The following is a 15,678-nucleotide window of genomic DNA, read 5'->3' as shown; positions in this document are numbered from 1 at the left end:
CGTGCGGCGCTTGGATTGCCTCGGAGACATGTGCCCGATCCCGCTGATGAAGCTGATGAAGCTCAAGCCCCGGCTCGACCGCGGCGAGAGCGTGCTGGTCGTGACCGACCACAGCTGCACACGCGAGTCGCTCTTGTCCTATTGCGGTGCGCACCGCTACCCCGTCCAAGTGGACGAGCCGGTCAACGGCGTGTGGGAGCTGCGCATCGGCGCGCAGGACTAGCAGATCGCATCCGGCACCGCGCGCTCGAAGAATTCCTTGATTTGAGACAGCTGGCCGTTGAAGTTGCCCGGACGGCGCTTGTAGATGATCGACACATCGTAGTGCAGCCGGAAATCCTCGGTATTCACGATGCGCAGCTGTTCGAGGTAGATTTCCTTCTTCACGGCCATGTAGGGCAAGAACGTCAGGCCGTTGCCGCTCATCACCATCGACTTGACCGATTCGGTCGAATCCATGTGGTAGGACACGTTGAAATCGGCGATGTCGTGCCCCATGCTCTTGAATTGGCCCGCGATCAGCCGGTAGGAGCTGAACTCCTCGTCGAGCAGCACCAGCGGATGGCGCTTGAGCGCCTTGATCGACAGCGTCTCGCGCGCGCAGTACGAATGCGCCGCCACCAGCACGATCTGGTCGGATAGCACGTTCTTGCAGATCAGCTCGCGCTCGTGCACCTCTCCCACGATGAGGCCGATGTCGGCCTGCTCCTCGATCACCTGCTGCACCACATTCTTCGACGGCATCGAGGACAGCGTGAACGCGTACTGGGGGAACTTCTCCTTGGCCTTGACCAGCACGCAGGGAATCGCGTAGTTGGCGGCCACGCGCGTGGCCGCGACGCGGCAGGTAGCGTTGTTGCTCTTCAGGTTGTTAAGCTCCTGCCGGAACTGCTCATAAATGTGCATCATCTGGGCGGCGTAGCGCTTGGTGATGTGTCCGGCGTCGGTCAGCTGGATCCCCCGGTTGCTGCGCTCAAACAGCTTGCAGCCCAGCACATCCTCGATCTTCTGCATTTGAAGGCTCAATGCGGGCTGGGAGATGTGGGACGCGCCGGCGACCTTTGAAATGCTCTTTTCCTGCGCAATCTTGAGAAACAAATCCAGGTGTTCAAGCTGCATGCGACGCGCGGCCTCCTCGGATGGCAGGTCGGGTTTTGTCAAATAATTAACGAACGCCATCAGAAAACATTATACCACGCGCGCGGCGCGCATTCAATCCCCGTTTGTAGGATTGTGATAAATATGTCTAATGCTGCACAAGCAACTCCAATGCTGGCGCGCGGTATGGATATGTTATAATCGAAAAGGTGAAGCTGTGCGGGCGATGCCCGCCGGGAGGTGTTGAAATGTCCGAACCTGCAACGGCTCCGCTCAGGGCGAGACCGACCAAGAAGAAGAAAAAGAACCAACTGCCGATTGGCCTGGGCGTATGGGCGCTGATGATCGCGGTGGGCGCGCTGCTCGCGGTGTTCAAGTCGGGGGAGCTTGCCATGTTCTGGGTGTTCGGCGGCTGTTTCGGCTTTGTGCTGCAAAAGTCGCGCTTCTGCTTTACGGCGTCGCTGCGCGACCCCTGCATCACCGGCAGCACCTCGGTCACCAGGGCGGTGCTGCTCGCGCTGGCAATCACCACGATCGGCTTCACGGCGATCAAGTACAGCGCGTTTGCTTCCGGCCGGTCGATTCCCGGCCAGAGCTATGTCATGCCGATCAGCCTGGCCACCGCGGTGGGCGGTATCCTGTTCGGCGTCGGCATGGTCATCGCGGGCGGCTGCGCTTCGGGCACGCTGATGCGCGTGGGCGAGGGCTTTGGCATGCAGATGCTCTCGCTCGTGTTCTTTGTGATCGGCTCGCTGTGGGGCGCCAGGGACATGGGTTGGTGGAACCTGAACGTGATCGCAGGCGCGCCCAAGGTGTTCCTGCCCGACGTGTTCGGCTGGTTCGGCGCGGTCGTGGTCCAACTCATGATCATCGCCTGCCTCTACATCGCGGCGGATCTGTGGGAGCGCAAGAAGATGGGCGCCTCGGGGGACGAATAACCCCCGCCAATCTATTGGAAGTCATTATAAGGAGGATACACACATGGCTGAATTTGAACTGGATTGCATGGGCGAGGCTTGCCCGGTGCCGCTCATGAAGACCGAAAAGAAGATGGCCTCGCTGGCCGTCGGCGACACCCTGGTGGTGCACATCGACCACAGCTGCGCGATGAAGAACGTGCCCGAGTGGGCGCGAAAGCAGGGCCACAACGTCGAAATCGAGGAAGTGGACGACGGCGAGTGGGACGTGGTCATCGAAAAGTGTTGATGGGGGTGCGACCGTGAACCTGTGGGAGAAGATCAGCAAGAACCGTTACTACGTCATGGTCTTCAAGAACCCCTTTACCTACGTCACCGGCGCGGTGCTGCTGTCGATCCTGCAGATCGCCCTGTTCGCCTATTCGGGCAATCCATGGGGCGTGTCGGGCACGTTCGCCAACTGGGGCGCATGGCTGTACCGGCTCTTCGGCGGCAATGTGGACAAGTGGTTCTACTTCTCATCCTCGGGCGCGCAGCAGACGCTGGACGCCGGGATACTGAACCATTCGGGCAGCCTGATGAATTTCGGCGTCATCGCGGGCGCGGGGCTGGCCACGCTCTTGGCCTCGCAGTTCAAGTTCAAGAAGATCAAGTCGATCCGGCAGGTGGTAGCCGCGGTGCTCGGTGGGCTGCTCATGGGCTACGGCGCGCGGTTGGCCGGCGGCTGCAACGTGGGCGCGCTGTTTTCCAGCATCTCCTCGCTGTCGCTGTCGGGCTGGGTGTTCGCCGCGTTTCTGCTGGTCGGGGCGTACATCGGCAGCAAGTTGCTGGCCAAGTTTTTTATGTAGAAGCAACTTGGTGGTCTGGCATACCAGACCACCAAGTTTTTGCGGTCGCAGGCGTCCCGGCTCGCGGCCTTGTATCAATCTGCGAAGAGAGGGCTCACCATGGCGAAAAAAGCGGAGTACTACGACGTGGTCATCATCGGCGGCGGCGCGGCCGGGCTGACTGCCGGCATCTACTGCGGGCGCGCCCGGCTTAAGACGCTAATCATCGAAAAGGCGCTGGTGGGGGGGCTCGCCACCTACACCAACGAGGTGGAGAACTACCCCGGCTTCCCCGAGGGCAGCACGGGACTGGGGTTGATGGAGCTGTTCCAGAAGCAGGCCAAAAAGTTCGGCGTCACGTTCAAGGGAACCGACGTGCGCGCCGTGCGGCTCGAGGGGGAGGACAAGGTGGTAGAGACCTTCCGCAACGAGTTTCACTGCAAAGCGGTAATCATCGCCTCGGGCGGCAAGCCCCGGCTGACCGGCGCGCCGGGCGAGGACAAGTACCTGTACGACAAGGGAATCTCGTTCTGCGCCACCTGCGACGCGGCGGCCAACACCGGCAAGACGGTGCTGGTGATCGGCAGCGGCGACGCGGCGATCGAGGAGGGCATGTTCCTGACCAGGTTCGCCGACAAGGTGATCGTGTCGGTGCTGCACGACGAGGGGATCATGGACTGCAACGAGATCGCCAAGGGCGAGGCGCTGAAGAACAAGAAGATGGAATTTCTGTGGAACACCACGGTGGCCCAGTTCCGGGGAGATGACGAGCACCTGCGCTCGGTGGCGCTCAAGAACTCAAAGACCGGGGAGATCATCGACGTGCCGGTCGACGCCTGCTTCATCTTCATCGGCTACCTGCCGAACACGGAGCTGTTCCGCGGGATGATCGACATGACGCGCGGCGGCTACGTGGTGACCAACGAGCGCATGGAGACGAGGATCCCCGGCGTGTTCTGCGCGGGCGACGTGCGCGACAAGTTCCTCAAGCAGGTGGCGACGGCGGTCGGCGACGGCGCGATCGCGGGCTACGCGGCGGAGAAGTACATCGCCGAGAGCGAGATGTTTGCCGGGCAGGTCATGGGGGAATCGCCGCGGGTGGCGTACGTATATAATGCGGCGAACGCCGGCGACCGCGAACTGCTGTGCGAGGTGGAGCGGTACGCGCAGGAGCATGAGGATATCGGGTTAATCAAGGTGGACGTGTATAAATCGAGCGGGATTGCGCAGCGGCTGGGCGTGACGGATACGCCATGCCTGGTGTACATCAAGGGGAATTCGGTGCGCGGCAATTTGGCGGGAGAGGCGATCCGCGCGGCGGGGATTGATGCATTGGTCGCGGGGTGAGTGACCGCGGCGTGGGACCTTCCCGCGTGAGCGCCGAAGGGAGTCCGGAGGGCGTTACCCTCCGGACTCCCTTCGGCGCTCACGCGGGAAGGTCGTTGCCGCCCGACCCCCGCGATTTTTCCTACCGCAGCGACAGCCGCTGCACCAGCTCGCCGGCGATCGCATCCAACCCCAGCTGCTTCTCCACCGCGCCCAGCTCGAAGGCGATCTTGGGCATGCCGTAGACCACGGAGCTCTTCTCGTCCTGCCCGATTGTGTAGGCTCCGCTCTTGCGCATGTTGAGCAGGCCCCTCGCGCCGTCGTGCCCCATGCCGGTGAGCAGCACGCCCACGGCGCGGTTGCCGCATTGCGCCGCCAACGAGTCAAACAGCACGTCCACCGACGGGCAGTGCCCGCTGACCTTCTCCCCTTCGCTCAATTCCAACTTCAGCCGGTCGCCCACCTTCCGCACGCGCATCTGCTTGTCGCCCGGTGCGATGAACGCATGCCCCGGCTCCACAAAGTCTCCGTGCTCGGCTTCCTTGACGGTGAGCTGCGTCTGCGTATCCACGCGCTGGGCAAACATCTTCGAAAATACCGGCGGGATGTGCTGCACCACGACGATGCCGGGGACGTTCGCGGGCAGCCCCTTCAATACGCGCAAGATGGCCTCGGTACCGCCGGTCGAGGCGCCGATGCCGATCACCTTTGACAGGTCGAACTGCGCCTGCGCCGCCTTGACCGGCGGTTGCACGCCGGGCTGCAGCCGCACCCGCACCTTGGACGCAACGACGATCTTGGCGGCCAGGTCATTGACCAGCGCCTCGATGCCCTTGGGCGACCGGTCGTCCGGCTTGGCCACGAACTCGACCGCACCCGCTCCGATCGCGTCGAATACCGCGTCCGACACGCTGCTGACCACGATCACCGGGATCGGATGCTGTTTGAGCAGCCGCCGCACGAACTCGATGCCGTTCATCCGCGGCATCTCAATGTCGCACGTGATGACGTCGGGGTTTGTCTCCATGATCTTGTCCCGGGCTTCGAACGGATTTGAGGCCTTGGCGACCACCTCGATGCGCGGGTCGGCCGACAGCCCCCGCGCCAGCGCCTCGCGGAACACGAGGGAGTCGTCCACGATTAGTATTCGGATTTTTCTCGCTGGTTGCATATTATCCCCCACTTTATCCAACGGTGAGAATCACAGCTTTCGATACACCGCCGGCATCACATATTTGTAGGACGATCTTGAGCGATCGACCGATTCCGAGTGCCCGATGAACAGGTAGCCGCCCGGCTCGGTGATCTCGTAAAATTTATCGATGATTTGGTTGCGCGTCGCGACGTCGAAGTAGATCATCACGTTCCGGCAGAAGATCACATGGAACTTGCGCTTGAACGGATACACCTTGTCGATCAGGTTGAACCGCCGGTAAATGATCTCCTTCTTCAGCCGGTCCTGCACCTCGAACTGGCCGTCGCTGCGGTGCTTGAAGTAGCGCTGCTTCCACTGCGCCGGCAGAGGCTGCACGCGGTCGGCGCTGTAGACGCCGCTGATGGCCTCCTTGAGCACCTTGTCGGACAGGTCGGTCGCCAGGATCTTGCAATCCCAACGCGCCTTCTCGAGCTCAAAGAACTCGTCCATCAGCATCGCCAGCGTATACGCCTCCTCGCCCGAAGAACAAGCCGCGCACCAGGTGCGCAGATCATGGTCGGTCACCGTCTGCTTCAAATAAGGCAGCACGGTGTCCTTGAAGTAGTTGAAGTGCGCGCTTTCGCGCATGAAGTAGGTGTGGTTGGTGGTGACGCGGTCGACCAGCGCGGCAACCAGCGCGCCGCTCTTATCGTTGACCAGGGTTTCGTAGTACTCGGTGAAGCTCTTTCGCCCCGACTGCGCGAGCATTCCCGCGAGCCGGCTGTTGAGCAGCGCCTGCTTGGACTCCTTGAGCGCGATGCCCGACACCGAATAGATCAGCTTCGCGAGTTTCCGGTACTCGGCTTGGGTCATCGCGGGCACGCCTTGGTTCAGGTGCGCGCTGTTTGACAGAGCCATCGTGTCCATGCTGCCATCTTCCTCTCTGGAAAGCGCGGGTTCGATTGATAAGCCCTGCAAGCCGGCTGCGCAGCGGCGCAACTTGCAGGGCTCACAAATGTCTGGGTTAGTATTTCCCGAACTCGCGGTCGCTCAGCGCCACCTTGCCCGACGCCTTGCCCGCTGCCGGGGCGGGCGGCTCATCAAACTCGTCTTCACCAAGTGAGATGCGATCCGGAAGCGGCGGGGGTGCGATGGGACCATCGCCGGAGGCGTCCAGGGCAATCGGGAGCGGGCGAGTGGGCGCCCTGCGCACAGGTGTTTCAAGGCCTTTGTCGCGGGGCTTCGCAGCGGCCGGTACGGCTGGCTTGGCCGATGCCATTGGCACGATCTTCGCGGCCGCCCTGGGCGGCGCGATCGGCTCTGCTTCCCTGGCCGGTGCGGCTGGCGTCTGCGCCGGGGTCGGCTTCATTGCCTCGGGCGACGCGTCCGCCCGCGCGCCTTGCATCAACTTGAACCTGCCTACCTGGCGGTTGAGCACGTCGGCCTGCGCGGTCAACTGCTGCGACGCGGCGGCGCTCTGCTGGGCGGTGGCCGAGTTCGACTGTACCACCTGCGAGACCTGCGTGAGCCCCATATTGATCTGGTCGATGCCGGTGGACTGCTCACTCGCGGCATTCGATATGCCGCTGACGAGTGTCGCCACCCGCGCGATCTCGGCGACGATCTGCGACAGCATGTCGGCGGTTTCGCGGGCCATCCGGGAGCCGCTGTCCACGCTGTCGGCGGAACTCTTGATGAGGTCGGCCGTCTCCTTGGCAGCGCTGGCCGACTTGGCGGCCAGGTTGCGCACCTCCTCCGCCACCACGGCAAAGCCCTTGCCGTGCTCGCCCGCGCGCGCCGCTTCGACCGCGGCGTTCAGCGCCAGGATATTGGTCTGGAACGCGATGTCGTCGATCACCTTGATGATCTTCTCGATGTCGCTCGAGGAGCGGTCGATGGTCTCCATCGCCGAGAGCAGGTCGTTCATCTTCTCGTTGCCGCGCTCGGCCATGCCGCGCGCCTTGGCGGCCAGGCTGTTGGCCTCGCCCGCGTTGGTGGTGCTCATCCGGGTCTGCGCGGCGATCTCCTCCACCGAGGCCGACAGTTGCTCAAGCGTGCTGGCCTGCTCGGTCGTGCCCTGCGCCAGGAGCTGTCCGGAATCGGAGATCTGGTTCGATCCGGAGAGCACCTCGCCCGAGGCCGTCTTAATGTTGGATAGCAGCTCGTTCATACCGTGGAAGAGCGCGTCAAATGCTACGGCCAACTGGCCGATTTCATTGCGCTGGCTGAGGAACGCCTCGGGCACGGGGTTCGAGAAGTCGCCGGATGCGTATTCCTGCGCAATCACAGCGCCCTTCTTCAGCGGTATGCTGACCGACCGCGCAATCAGGAATCCGGCTCCGGCGTTTGCGAGCGCCAGGACGGCCGTCGCGATCAGCAGCACCCACTGCATCCGATCCACCTGGGCGTACACCTCGTCGCGCGGCGCGGTCAGCGCCATGCTCCAGCCGGTGTCGGCGATCGGGGCAAACCCGGCGAATTTCTCCACACCGTTGTAGCTGTAGCGGTCCACGCCCTGCTCGCCCGCGGCCATGCGGCGCTCGATGGAGGCCAACTGCAAAAGCGCCGGGTTATTCTGGGCATCGGCGACGGTGTTGTCCTTTATGGTCACCAGCTCGCGGTTGGGATGGCCGATCACGGTGCCCTCCGCATCGATGACGTAGGCGTAGCCCGACTGTCCAAACGTGATGTCCGCGATGATGTCGCTGATCTCGTAGGCGTCTCTGACCCCAATCAGCACGCCGCGCGGTTCGTCCGCGACCATGACCGGCACCACGTAGTTCATGATCATCTCGTCGCCCTCGCCGGTGGCGATGGGCGATGAGACGTACCGTTCGCCCTTCATGCCGCGCACATACTCGGGGGACTTGAGGTCGTATTCGATTTTGCCCTTGCTGCTGTAGGCCTCGCCGCTCGGCTTCACAAACAGCAGATCCTGGTAGCCCTCGCTCTGCTTGACCTTGGTCAGCTGGGCAAAGAGGCGGCTCTCGCTCATATAGTTGCTGATGAACAGGTCGTTCATGGCAACCGCGCTCAGCTTATCGTAGTGGGATGACACCCGCTGGAGTATCAGATCGGCGCCCTGGCGGCTGATGGACGAGAGCGAATCGGCCGCCAGCGTGGAAACCGCCGACTGGGAGAACTGCATAGCCACGAAGAAGAACACAATGCAGATGACGATGCCGAGCGCGGATATCCACAAAAGCATCTGCGTGCGAATGCTCCTAAAGCCTGTTTTCTTCATATTCATTACCCCGCCTTGACTTCGCCAGCCACATCCGCCGCGTAGGTGACGGCCCTGTCGATCGACTCGGTCTCGTCACCGACCAACTTCTCAAAGTCGAGCAGCAGCTTGACCTCCTGCCCCACCTTGCCGATGTTCTTGACGTAGCGGTTGCTGGTGCCGTTGATCCGGGGCGGCGCGGCGATGTTCTCATCGGCGATGTAGATCACCTCGCTCACGCTGTCCACGATCAGCCCCACGCACAGCGGGTTCACCCGCGATACCACGATGCAGGTGCGTTCGTTGTACTCGAGCTCCTCCTTGCCGAAGCGCAGCCGCACGTCCATCACAGGGATGATCTCGCCGCGCAGGTTGATGATGCCCTTCACGTAGCTGTTGACCTCGGGCAGCGTCGCGATGGGCTGCATCTGGATGATGTCGGTGACATAGCTGATCTCCACGCCGTAGCACTCGCTGTCCAGGTTAAAGGTGAGATATTTCCCGTGCATGGTGTCTTCTACCGTCGGGGTGAACGCCGCAGTCGTCATCTCGCTCATGCGAATTGCCCTCCTTTTTTATAGCCCTTGATGTTCGTTTCAACCAGCCAGCCCGCGTCCAGGATCAGGCTGATGCTGCCGTCGCTGAGCAGCGTCAAGCCCGACAGGCAATGGGCAATCGGCGTCTTCTTGAGGTAGGTGGGCAGCGCCTTGACCACGATCTGCTGTCGGCCGAGCAACTTGTCGACGAACACGCAGCGCTTCTTGCCGTCCTGCTCCACCATCATGAGGATGCCCTGCGTCAGGTCGGTGACCTGCGTATGCAGCTTCCACTGCCGATGCAGGCGCATGACCGCGTAGCACTCACCGCGCACCATAATCATCTCGTTGCCCTCGATGTCGCGCAGGATGGATTCGGCGCGGGGCTTGAACGACTCGCTGATCGCCGAGATCGGCACCGTCATCCGCGTACCGCCGACCGACACGTTCATGCCGTCGAGGATGGCGATCGTGAGCGGGATTTTCAAAAGCACCTGCATCCCGACACCCGGATCGCTCTCGACCGAGACGGAACCTCCGATCGCCGCGATGTTGCTAAGCGCCACGTCCAAACCCACGCCGCGCCCGCTGAACTCGGTCACCGCCTCCTTGGTGGAGAAGCCCGGCGCAAAGACCATGTTGTAGATCTCGCGGTCGCTGTACTCCGATTCGGGCTTGGTCAGCAGGTCGTTCTCCCTGGCGCGCTTCATGATCTTGTCGCGGTCCAGTCCCTTGCCGTCGTCGCTGATCGTAATCAGCACGTTGCCGCCGGCGCTCTCGGCCTCGAGCGTCACCGTGCCCTGCCGGGGTTTCCCGGCCGCCTCGCGCTCGTCCGGGGTCTCGATGCCGTGGTCGATGCTGTTGCGTACCAGGTGGATCAGCGGATCGCCGATATGCTCGATGACGTTCTTGTCGACGCTGGTATCCTCGCCGATCAGCTGCAGCCGCACATCCTTGCCCAGCGCTCCGCTCATGTCGCGCACGATACGGTACATGCGGTGGAAGGTGGCCGACAGCGGTACCAGCCGCATCGACATCACCAACTCCTGCATCTCGCTGACGATCTTGCTCAGCTGCGCCGCCGCTTTGTGGAAGTTGGCCCCGCCCACCCCGGCGAGCTCCGGGTTCTCGGCCACCATCGTCTTGGCGATGACAAGCTCGCCCATCAGATCCATCATCAGGTCAAGCTTGTTGACGCTCACGCTGATGATGCTCTGCTGCTGGCGGTATTGGCTGTCGCGCACGCCCGCGCGCTTGGCTCCCTCGCCCCCGTCCGCCTCGGATGCGTCCTCAGCCTCGCCGGGTACGTCGTCCTCCCGCGCAAGGTCAAGCTCGCGCAGGAACACGGTCTGCATCAGCTTCTCGCGCACCTCGTGCTCAGGAAGCTCGGTCTCAAAGCGGATGGTGAAGCCGTGCTCGCGGATGGCCTGCGTGGTCTCGCCCAGCTCGAGAATGTTCTCCGGCTCATGGGCGATGACGGTCGCGTACTTGCCGATGTCGAGGACGCAGGAATAGGCCCGCATATCCTCCATCTCGCAGCCTTCCTCGAAGAAGATCAACGCCTTGTAACGACCGATGGCCCGTGCGGCCGGCTCGGGGACCGGCGCGCCTTCGCCCTTCATTTCGGCCATCAGCGCCTCAATGCGCTTGACCAGGTGCGCGCTGTCGTTTTGCCCGACCGGCGCGCCGGCGCGGATGTTGTCGAGCTGCACGCCCACGTAGTCGACGCAGGCGAGGATCAGGTCCGACACGACGTGGGTGTCGTAGCGGGCCGTGTGATTCTCGCGGATGTAGGAGAACAGATCCTCCATGTGATGCGCCAGCTTAGCCACTTCGGAAAAGGACATCATCGCGGACGAGCCCTTGATGGTGTGCATGATCCGAAAGACCTCGTTGACCTCGCTCTCGGAGAAGCGACCCTCTCGCTCCGCCGTGAGCACCGATTCCTCCAATTGCTGCACGTTCTGGGCGGTCTCAAAGAGGAATATCTCAAGCAGCGACTCGCCCTGATTGTTATCTGGAGCCATGCGGATTCCTCCTCAGTTTTTGGATGCCACCTTCAGCAGCGTCTGCGTGATGTGCTCCTCTTTATAGGGTTTTACGATGAACGACTTCGCGCCGCCCAGGATGGCCTCCTTGACCATGCTCTCCTGACCCATCGCCGAGATCATGACCACCTTGGCCTCCGGGTCGAACTCCCTGATCGCCTTGAGCGCCTCGATACCCGTCATGTCGGGCATGGTGATGTCCATCGTCACCACATCGGGCTTGAACTCCATGTAGCGTTCCACGCCCTCCTGACCGTTTTTCCCCTCGGCAACCACGACAAAACCGTGCTTCGAGAGCACATTCTTGATTGCAAGCCTCATGAACGCCGCGTCGTCAACCACCAAGACACTAATCAAACAAATCGCCTCCGCTGGTCATTTATCCATACCGATGATCGTTACACTCCACAGCGCGGGGTCGTTCAGCAGGTCGAGCGTTGCATCGCTCACCTCCACTTTGCCCGAGCGCTGGTGCAGCAGCTTCACCTTGGGGCGCATCGGACCTTCCAGGTTGCTCTCCACCACGATGGCGCGCCGGCCGTTGCTCAGTTGCACCTTGCTCCCGATCGGGTAGGGCACCACATTCCGGATGAAGGTGGACACCACCTGTGGGTCGAACAGGATGCCCGAGTTGCCCATGATGTGCTCCACCACGTCCGACGGTGTGAACGCCTTGTGGTACACGCGGTCGGACGTCATGGCGTCGTACACGTCGGCGAGCGCAATGATCTTGCCCACGAGTGGTTGCCTGTCGCCCGACAGCCCCAGCGGATAGCCCGACCCGTTGAAACGCTCGTGGTGGGTGAGCACCGCGACGACCGACTCGGTAGGCCCGCCCCACTGCTCACGCAGGAACGCGTAACCCATGGCGCTGTGCGCCTTCATCCGCTGGAATTCATCGACCGTCAGTGCGCCGGGCTTGAGCAGCAACTCCTTGGGGATGAATACCTTGCCGATGTCGTGCAGCAGTGCGCCCATGCCCAACCGGTACAGCGCGGCGCGGTTCATGCCCCAGCCCATCCCCAACAGCACCGACAGCGCCGCCACGCTGACCGAGTGGTAGTAGGTGTATTCGTCATGCGCCTTGATGTCGGACAGGTTTGTCAGCATCGAGCCGTTGGCCGAGATCTCGTCGATGATCTCGTCCAGATAGTGGCGCATTTCGGACAGGGAGTTCAACTGCCCCTCCAGATTGCCCGCCTCGATCTGCATGAACAAGGAGCGCACCGCGCCCGCCGTGCTGCGCTTCAAGTGCAAACTTATCAAGCCGACTTCATCGGGCATGTCGTCCATCTCATCGACGATGTAGGCGTCCTTGTGATCGAGGGTTTTAAGCTTTTCGACGAGGGAAGTATTCAGGGTTTCTCCGCTCGCGAGCAGCAGTTCATTGTGCTGACCGAGCAAATCCCTCGCCAACACCATACCCGGCTTGAGGTTCTGGGGCTGTACGCAAATCATACCGGCATCCGCTCAAATCCTTTGTAGTCGGTTGGTCTTCATTATTCTATATCGGCGGACGGGGCATCAGACTTTACCGAAAAAAGTCGATTGACGGAAATTTTAATGGAAAGTTGCTTTGTGCATTTTGCTGTGGTATCATATTGAAAAGATATGCCGTCCCATGTAGCCACATCCGTTGAAGGGAAGTCTGAACGATGAAGTCCAGTAAGCACCGTTTCCCGCCGCAGAAAACCCCGCCAAAGAACCCCTGGAAGGCCCTGCCTCAGACTCCCGCGAAGCCGCAGAGCGTTACCTTCATCAAGAGCCCGATCAAGCTGACGATCTCGCTTTTGGTGTCCAACCGCATCGACACCATACGCAAGTGCCTGGATTCGATCAAACCCCTGCTGACCCAACTGCCCAGCGAGTTGATCGTCGTGGACACCGTGGGCGAAGAAAACTCCGACGGTTCGCTGGCCGTCGCCAGGGAATACACCGACAAAATCGTGCGCTTCCACTGGTGCGACGACTTCGCCGCCGCGCGCAACGCGGGGTTGAAGCTGGCGCAGGGCGAGTGGTTTATGTTTTTGGATGATGACGAGTGGTTCGAGGATGTTACGCCGATTGTAGAGTTTTTGCAGGGGGACGATGGGAAATACAATTATTGCCTGTATGATGTAAGAAACTACTTGGACCATGAGGGCAATACCTATCAAGATGATAAGGTCGGCCGCATGGCGCGCAGAACCAACGAAACCGTATTCAAAAGCAAAATCCACGAGTATTTGGTTGGAATTTATGAACCCAAGAAGATTCTGGATTGTTTTGCGCATCATTATGGGTATGTCTACACAAGTAACGAGGAGAGAATGACCCACAGCAGGCGTAACATAGTCCCTCTTTTAGAGGAGTATAAAGTGGATCCCAGGAACTTAAAGACCATCGCGCAGCTATGCCAGGAATACATCGCCATTCGCGATTTCAAAAAAGCCAGAGAATTTTGCGAGCAGGCCATGCAGTTCGGCCTTGTGAGCACCAATGCCTATATGGGGTTCATTGCCCATTGCTATATCAAGGTTCTCAACCATTTAAACGAAACCGACGCGCTGTTGAATGCAGCCGAAGTCCTCGTAAACCACAACAATATGCCGGAACTGGCTAAAGCGGCCATCTGCAAATACCTGCAATCGGCCGACTGTCCACAGCTTACCGAGGGAAAGTCCCTTGCGTATGTAGACATCTACTTTTCCTGTGTCGATACCCTGGACAAAAACCCCGGCAAGTTTGTTGAGCAGGTCGTTTTGTCTTTTACAAAATGCCAAGATAAACACGCCCGTGACTATATGTTATTGCGCGCTGTGTTTTTGTGCAAGGTGCTTGCCGACTGGGACAAAGCGCTTACATACATTCAGAGGTACTGCGATGGCAACGAGCCATCCGATGATCTCCTGACAAACTTATTCAAGGTTATGGAATCGGGACTCGAAAGGGAAGCAAATCCTGACAAAAAGTGGGCCGCCCTACGCGCGCTTTCCGAGCTGCCAGTCGAGCACCCTCGCATCACGGTGGGAAAAATGCTAGTTGCTGAGCGCGAAGGCCGTATGCAGGACCTACCCGCTTTGCTGCGCAAATACGTCGAGCGCGATATTGAATCGGTGCCCGCCCACGACTTGCTGTTGCTTTGCCACCGCAACGACGTGGTTCTTACACCGCTGGTGGGGAAAATCTACATCGAAACCTGGGAGACAACTGTGAATCGGCTGCTTGAGAAGTTACCCAAGGCCGATCGCGAACCAATCGCGACGTATCTCAAAAGCTTCTATGACCCCGATTCGCCGGAAATGCGCTATTGGGAGGTAGTCAGCATCTTTACCGAGTTGAAGGCCCTCATTAAGGAATCTCCGACCGACGCTGCCTTCGACTCGACCTTTGCCCAGTATGTCGAGGCCAACGCGGTCTACTACCGCCTGCGTAGCCATCCAGACAACTTCACGGAGGCGCGCTGCGTCTACCTCGAAGCCAACGCGCGCGCGGCCTTCTTCCTTATGCAAGCGCTCACCAACAAGCGCAGCGGAAAACTGGATCAATACCTGCGCTCCGTCCGTCAGGCACTGGGTTGCCGCGACTATCTGAAAGAAGTTGCGGACTACATCTTGAAGAGCATGAAGGCGCAACAGGCCAAGATCGAAGCAAAACCCTCGCCCTCGCAGGAGATGCTTCAGCTGTCCACCGCCATCAAGGCCAGCGTAGAACAGCTTTTGCAGTCGCAACAATGGCCCGAAGCTCGAGCCTTCCTCGATGAACTGCGCGCCATCACCCCCGACGATTCGGACCTATCCTCGCTGTACGCTCAACTGCCCGGCGGGGCATAATAACGCGCAACGCCGCCAGCAGACTTCCTGTTTGGCGGCGTAATTGTGTATTCTTTCTACTCTAATGTAAATGGCACCTATCCCGGCTTTATCTGTTCCTTACGTATACGTTTGTTTTCGCTTGCTTTAATCAGCCAGAAGTCTTTATCCCACGCCACTGTTTCGGCATGGTAAAATCTAAGTATGTTGTGTTGCCGTCGAAAAACAGCCTTGTATCCATACTCTCTTGCGGAACGACTGCATCCACATATCGAATCGCACGAACGATTTCGGTTCTGTCCTCAAACGGAATCAACGGCCTTTTGCCCTTGTATAATTTCGGCATATTCCAAAATGAGTTTTAAGTCATCTATAATTTCCTCAATCGGATACGATGACACTTCGTGAGGGGCGTACGGAGACATGTTGCCGCAATCACGGCAACGCAGTGTACATGCCTGTCCAATCGCCACGACAAGAAACGGAATTTTCATGCTTCGATTGGTCTGTATTTTCTCAAATGGGGACAATGGCATTCTACCTTGATATGACCCCAAATCATCTGTCTCACTACCAACACCGGATTTGCCGCACATTCCCTTCACATGCTTTAGAACATGCTTCGCTATACTCCCGTTCAGGTTCGGGAATTCGTGCATACGAAACTCGGCACGCGCTTCGCGTTTTGGGTCTTCGTCATTTTCAATTTCATGCAGGAACGCGTCCAATGGAGCGAAAATACTTTGCTCGGTATACATGCGCATCCTTTCGGCATTC

At 59.9% G+C, this 15,678-nt stretch carries 14 protein-coding genes and 1 pseudogene; 6 read left to right on the top strand and 9 right to left on the bottom strand.

Annotation, left to right across the window (positions count from 1 at the left end; genetic code table 11):
• Window position 1 precedes the first annotated feature (1 nt).
• The gene (locus tag ACH6CV_RS06960; RefSeq protein WP_456357457.1) at window positions 2-223 is read left to right on the top strand and encodes a sulfurtransferase TusA family protein; all 222 of its coding nucleotides are present in this window, start codon (window positions 2-4) and stop codon (window positions 221-223) included.
• On the opposite strand, the gene ACH6CV_RS06955 is transcribed toward ACH6CV_RS06960, so the two are convergent.
• Window positions 220-1,119 (bottom strand): LysR family transcriptional regulator, encoded by a 900-nt coding sequence (locus tag ACH6CV_RS06955; RefSeq protein WP_456357456.1) that lies wholly within the window; start codon window positions 1,117-1,119, stop codon window positions 220-222. The genes ACH6CV_RS06960 and ACH6CV_RS06955 overlap by 4 nt on opposite strands.
• Before the next feature lie 227 nt (window positions 1,120-1,346).
• On the opposite strand from ACH6CV_RS06955, the gene ACH6CV_RS06950 reads away from it, so the two are divergent.
• The 4 genes from ACH6CV_RS06950 (at window position 1,347) to ACH6CV_RS06935 (ending at window position 4,189) form a co-directional block, all read left to right on the top strand.
• On the top strand, window positions 1,347-2,036 hold the full coding sequence (locus ACH6CV_RS06950) for a YeeE/YedE thiosulfate transporter family protein (RefSeq protein ID WP_456357455.1): 690 nt from the start codon (window positions 1,347-1,349) through the stop codon (window positions 2,034-2,036).
• Between the two features lie 43 nt (window positions 2,037-2,079).
• Window positions 2,080-2,304, top strand: coding sequence for a sulfurtransferase TusA family protein (locus tag ACH6CV_RS06945; protein WP_456357454.1), 225 nt, complete (start codon window positions 2,080-2,082; stop codon window positions 2,302-2,304).
• Between the two features lie 55 nt (window positions 2,305-2,359).
• Window positions 2,360-2,863, top strand: a complete 504-nt coding sequence (locus ACH6CV_RS06940; RefSeq protein WP_456357534.1) for a YeeE/YedE thiosulfate transporter family protein — start codon at window positions 2,360-2,362, stop codon at window positions 2,861-2,863.
• Window positions 2,864-2,962: 99 nt separating this feature from the next.
• Window positions 2,963-4,189 carry an FAD-dependent oxidoreductase gene (locus ACH6CV_RS06935; protein WP_456357453.1) on the top strand — a complete coding sequence of 409 codons (1,227 nt, stop codon included), beginning with the start codon at window positions 2,963-2,965 and terminating at the stop codon, window positions 4,187-4,189.
• A gap of 121 nt (window positions 4,190-4,310) precedes the next feature.
• Here ACH6CV_RS06935 and ACH6CV_RS06930 read toward each other — a convergent pair whose 3' ends face one another.
• From ACH6CV_RS06930 to ACH6CV_RS06900, 7 genes are all read right to left on the bottom strand, one after another.
• The gene (locus ACH6CV_RS06930) at window positions 4,311-5,339 is read right to left on the bottom strand and encodes a protein-glutamate methylesterase/protein-glutamine glutaminase (RefSeq protein ID WP_456357452.1); all 1,029 of its coding nucleotides are present in this window, start codon (window positions 5,337-5,339) and stop codon (window positions 4,311-4,313) included.
• 30 nt (window positions 5,340-5,369) lie between these two features.
• Complete coding sequence (locus ACH6CV_RS06925) at window positions 5,370-6,230, bottom strand: CheR family methyltransferase (protein ID WP_456357451.1); 861 nt, start codon at window positions 6,228-6,230, stop codon at window positions 5,370-5,372.
• 97 nt (window positions 6,231-6,327) lie between these two features.
• Window positions 6,328-8,547: a methyl-accepting chemotaxis protein gene (locus tag ACH6CV_RS06920; RefSeq protein ID WP_456357450.1), complete on the bottom strand. Its 2,220-nt coding sequence runs from the start codon at window positions 8,545-8,547 to the stop codon at window positions 6,328-6,330.
• 5 nt (window positions 8,548-8,552) lie between these two features.
• Window positions 8,553-9,083, bottom strand: coding sequence for a chemotaxis protein CheW (locus ACH6CV_RS06915; RefSeq protein WP_456357449.1), 531 nt, complete (start codon window positions 9,081-9,083; stop codon window positions 8,553-8,555).
• Window positions 9,080-11,089, bottom strand: coding sequence for an ATP-binding protein (locus tag ACH6CV_RS06910; protein WP_456357448.1), 2,010 nt, complete (start codon window positions 11,087-11,089; stop codon window positions 9,080-9,082). Before ACH6CV_RS06910 ends, ACH6CV_RS06915 begins: the two co-directional genes overlap by 4 nt.
• Window positions 11,090-11,101: 12 nt before the next feature.
• Window positions 11,102-11,467, bottom strand: coding sequence for a response regulator (locus tag ACH6CV_RS06905; protein WP_456357447.1), 366 nt, complete (start codon window positions 11,465-11,467; stop codon window positions 11,102-11,104).
• 18 nt (window positions 11,468-11,485) lie between these two features.
• Window positions 11,486-12,568: an HD-GYP domain-containing protein gene (locus ACH6CV_RS06900; protein ID WP_456357446.1), complete on the bottom strand. Its 1,083-nt coding sequence runs from the start codon at window positions 12,566-12,568 to the stop codon at window positions 11,486-11,488.
• A 197-nt stretch (window positions 12,569-12,765) separates the two neighbouring features.
• On the opposite strand from ACH6CV_RS06900, the gene ACH6CV_RS06895 reads away from it, so the two are divergent.
• Complete coding sequence (locus tag ACH6CV_RS06895) at window positions 12,766-14,922, top strand: glycosyltransferase (RefSeq protein ID WP_456357445.1); 2,157 nt, start codon at window positions 12,766-12,768, stop codon at window positions 14,920-14,922.
• Between the two features lie 281 nt (window positions 14,923-15,203).
• Here ACH6CV_RS06895 and ACH6CV_RS06890 read toward each other — a convergent pair.
• Window positions 15,204-15,678, bottom strand: a pseudogene (locus ACH6CV_RS06890) (hypothetical protein); the annotation flags it as partial.

It is taken from the genome of Anaerozeibacter quisquiliarum, from assembly GCF_051162045.1.
Lineage (GTDB): Bacteria > Bacillota > Clostridia > Christensenellales > Aristaeellaceae > Anaerozeibacter > Anaerozeibacter quisquiliarum.
Note: the sequence above shows the minus strand (reverse complement) of the source record. Positions and strands in the feature narration are given on the sequence as shown.

Coding starts and splice junctions, on each gene's coding strand:
- ACH6CV_RS06955 (WP_456357456.1), bottom strand. CDS start 1,119: ATGCAGCTTGAACACCTGGATTTGTTTCTCAAGATTGCGCAGGAAAAG.
- ACH6CV_RS06950 (WP_456357455.1), top strand. CDS start 1,347: ATGTCCGAACCTGCAACGGCTCCGCTCAGGGCGAGACCGACCAAGAAG.
- ACH6CV_RS06945 (WP_456357454.1), top strand. CDS start 2,080: ATGGCTGAATTTGAACTGGATTGCATGGGCGAGGCTTGCCCGGTGCCG.
- ACH6CV_RS06940 (WP_456357534.1), top strand. CDS start 2,360: ATGGTCTTCAAGAACCCCTTTACCTACGTCACCGGCGCGGTGCTGCTG.
- ACH6CV_RS06935 (WP_456357453.1), top strand. CDS start 2,963: ATGGCGAAAAAAGCGGAGTACTACGACGTGGTCATCATCGGCGGCGGC.
- ACH6CV_RS06930 (WP_456357452.1), bottom strand. CDS start 5,339: ATGCAACCAGCGAGAAAAATCCGAATACTAATCGTGGACGACTCCCTC.
- ACH6CV_RS06925 (WP_456357451.1), bottom strand. CDS start 6,230: ATGGACACGATGGCTCTGTCAAACAGCGCGCACCTGAACCAAGGCGTG.
- ACH6CV_RS06920 (WP_456357450.1), bottom strand. CDS start 8,547: ATGAAGAAAACAGGCTTTAGGAGCATTCGCACGCAGATGCTTTTGTGG.
- ACH6CV_RS06915 (WP_456357449.1), bottom strand. CDS start 9,083: ATGAGCGAGATGACGACTGCGGCGTTCACCCCGACGGTAGAAGACACC.
- ACH6CV_RS06910 (WP_456357448.1), bottom strand. CDS start 11,089: ATGGCTCCAGATAACAATCAGGGCGAGTCGCTGCTTGAGATATTCCTC.
- ACH6CV_RS06900 (WP_456357446.1), bottom strand. CDS start 12,568: ATGATTTGCGTACAGCCCCAGAACCTCAAGCCGGGTATGGTGTTGGCG.
- ACH6CV_RS06895 (WP_456357445.1), top strand. CDS start 12,766: ATGAAGTCCAGTAAGCACCGTTTCCCGCCGCAGAAAACCCCGCCAAAG.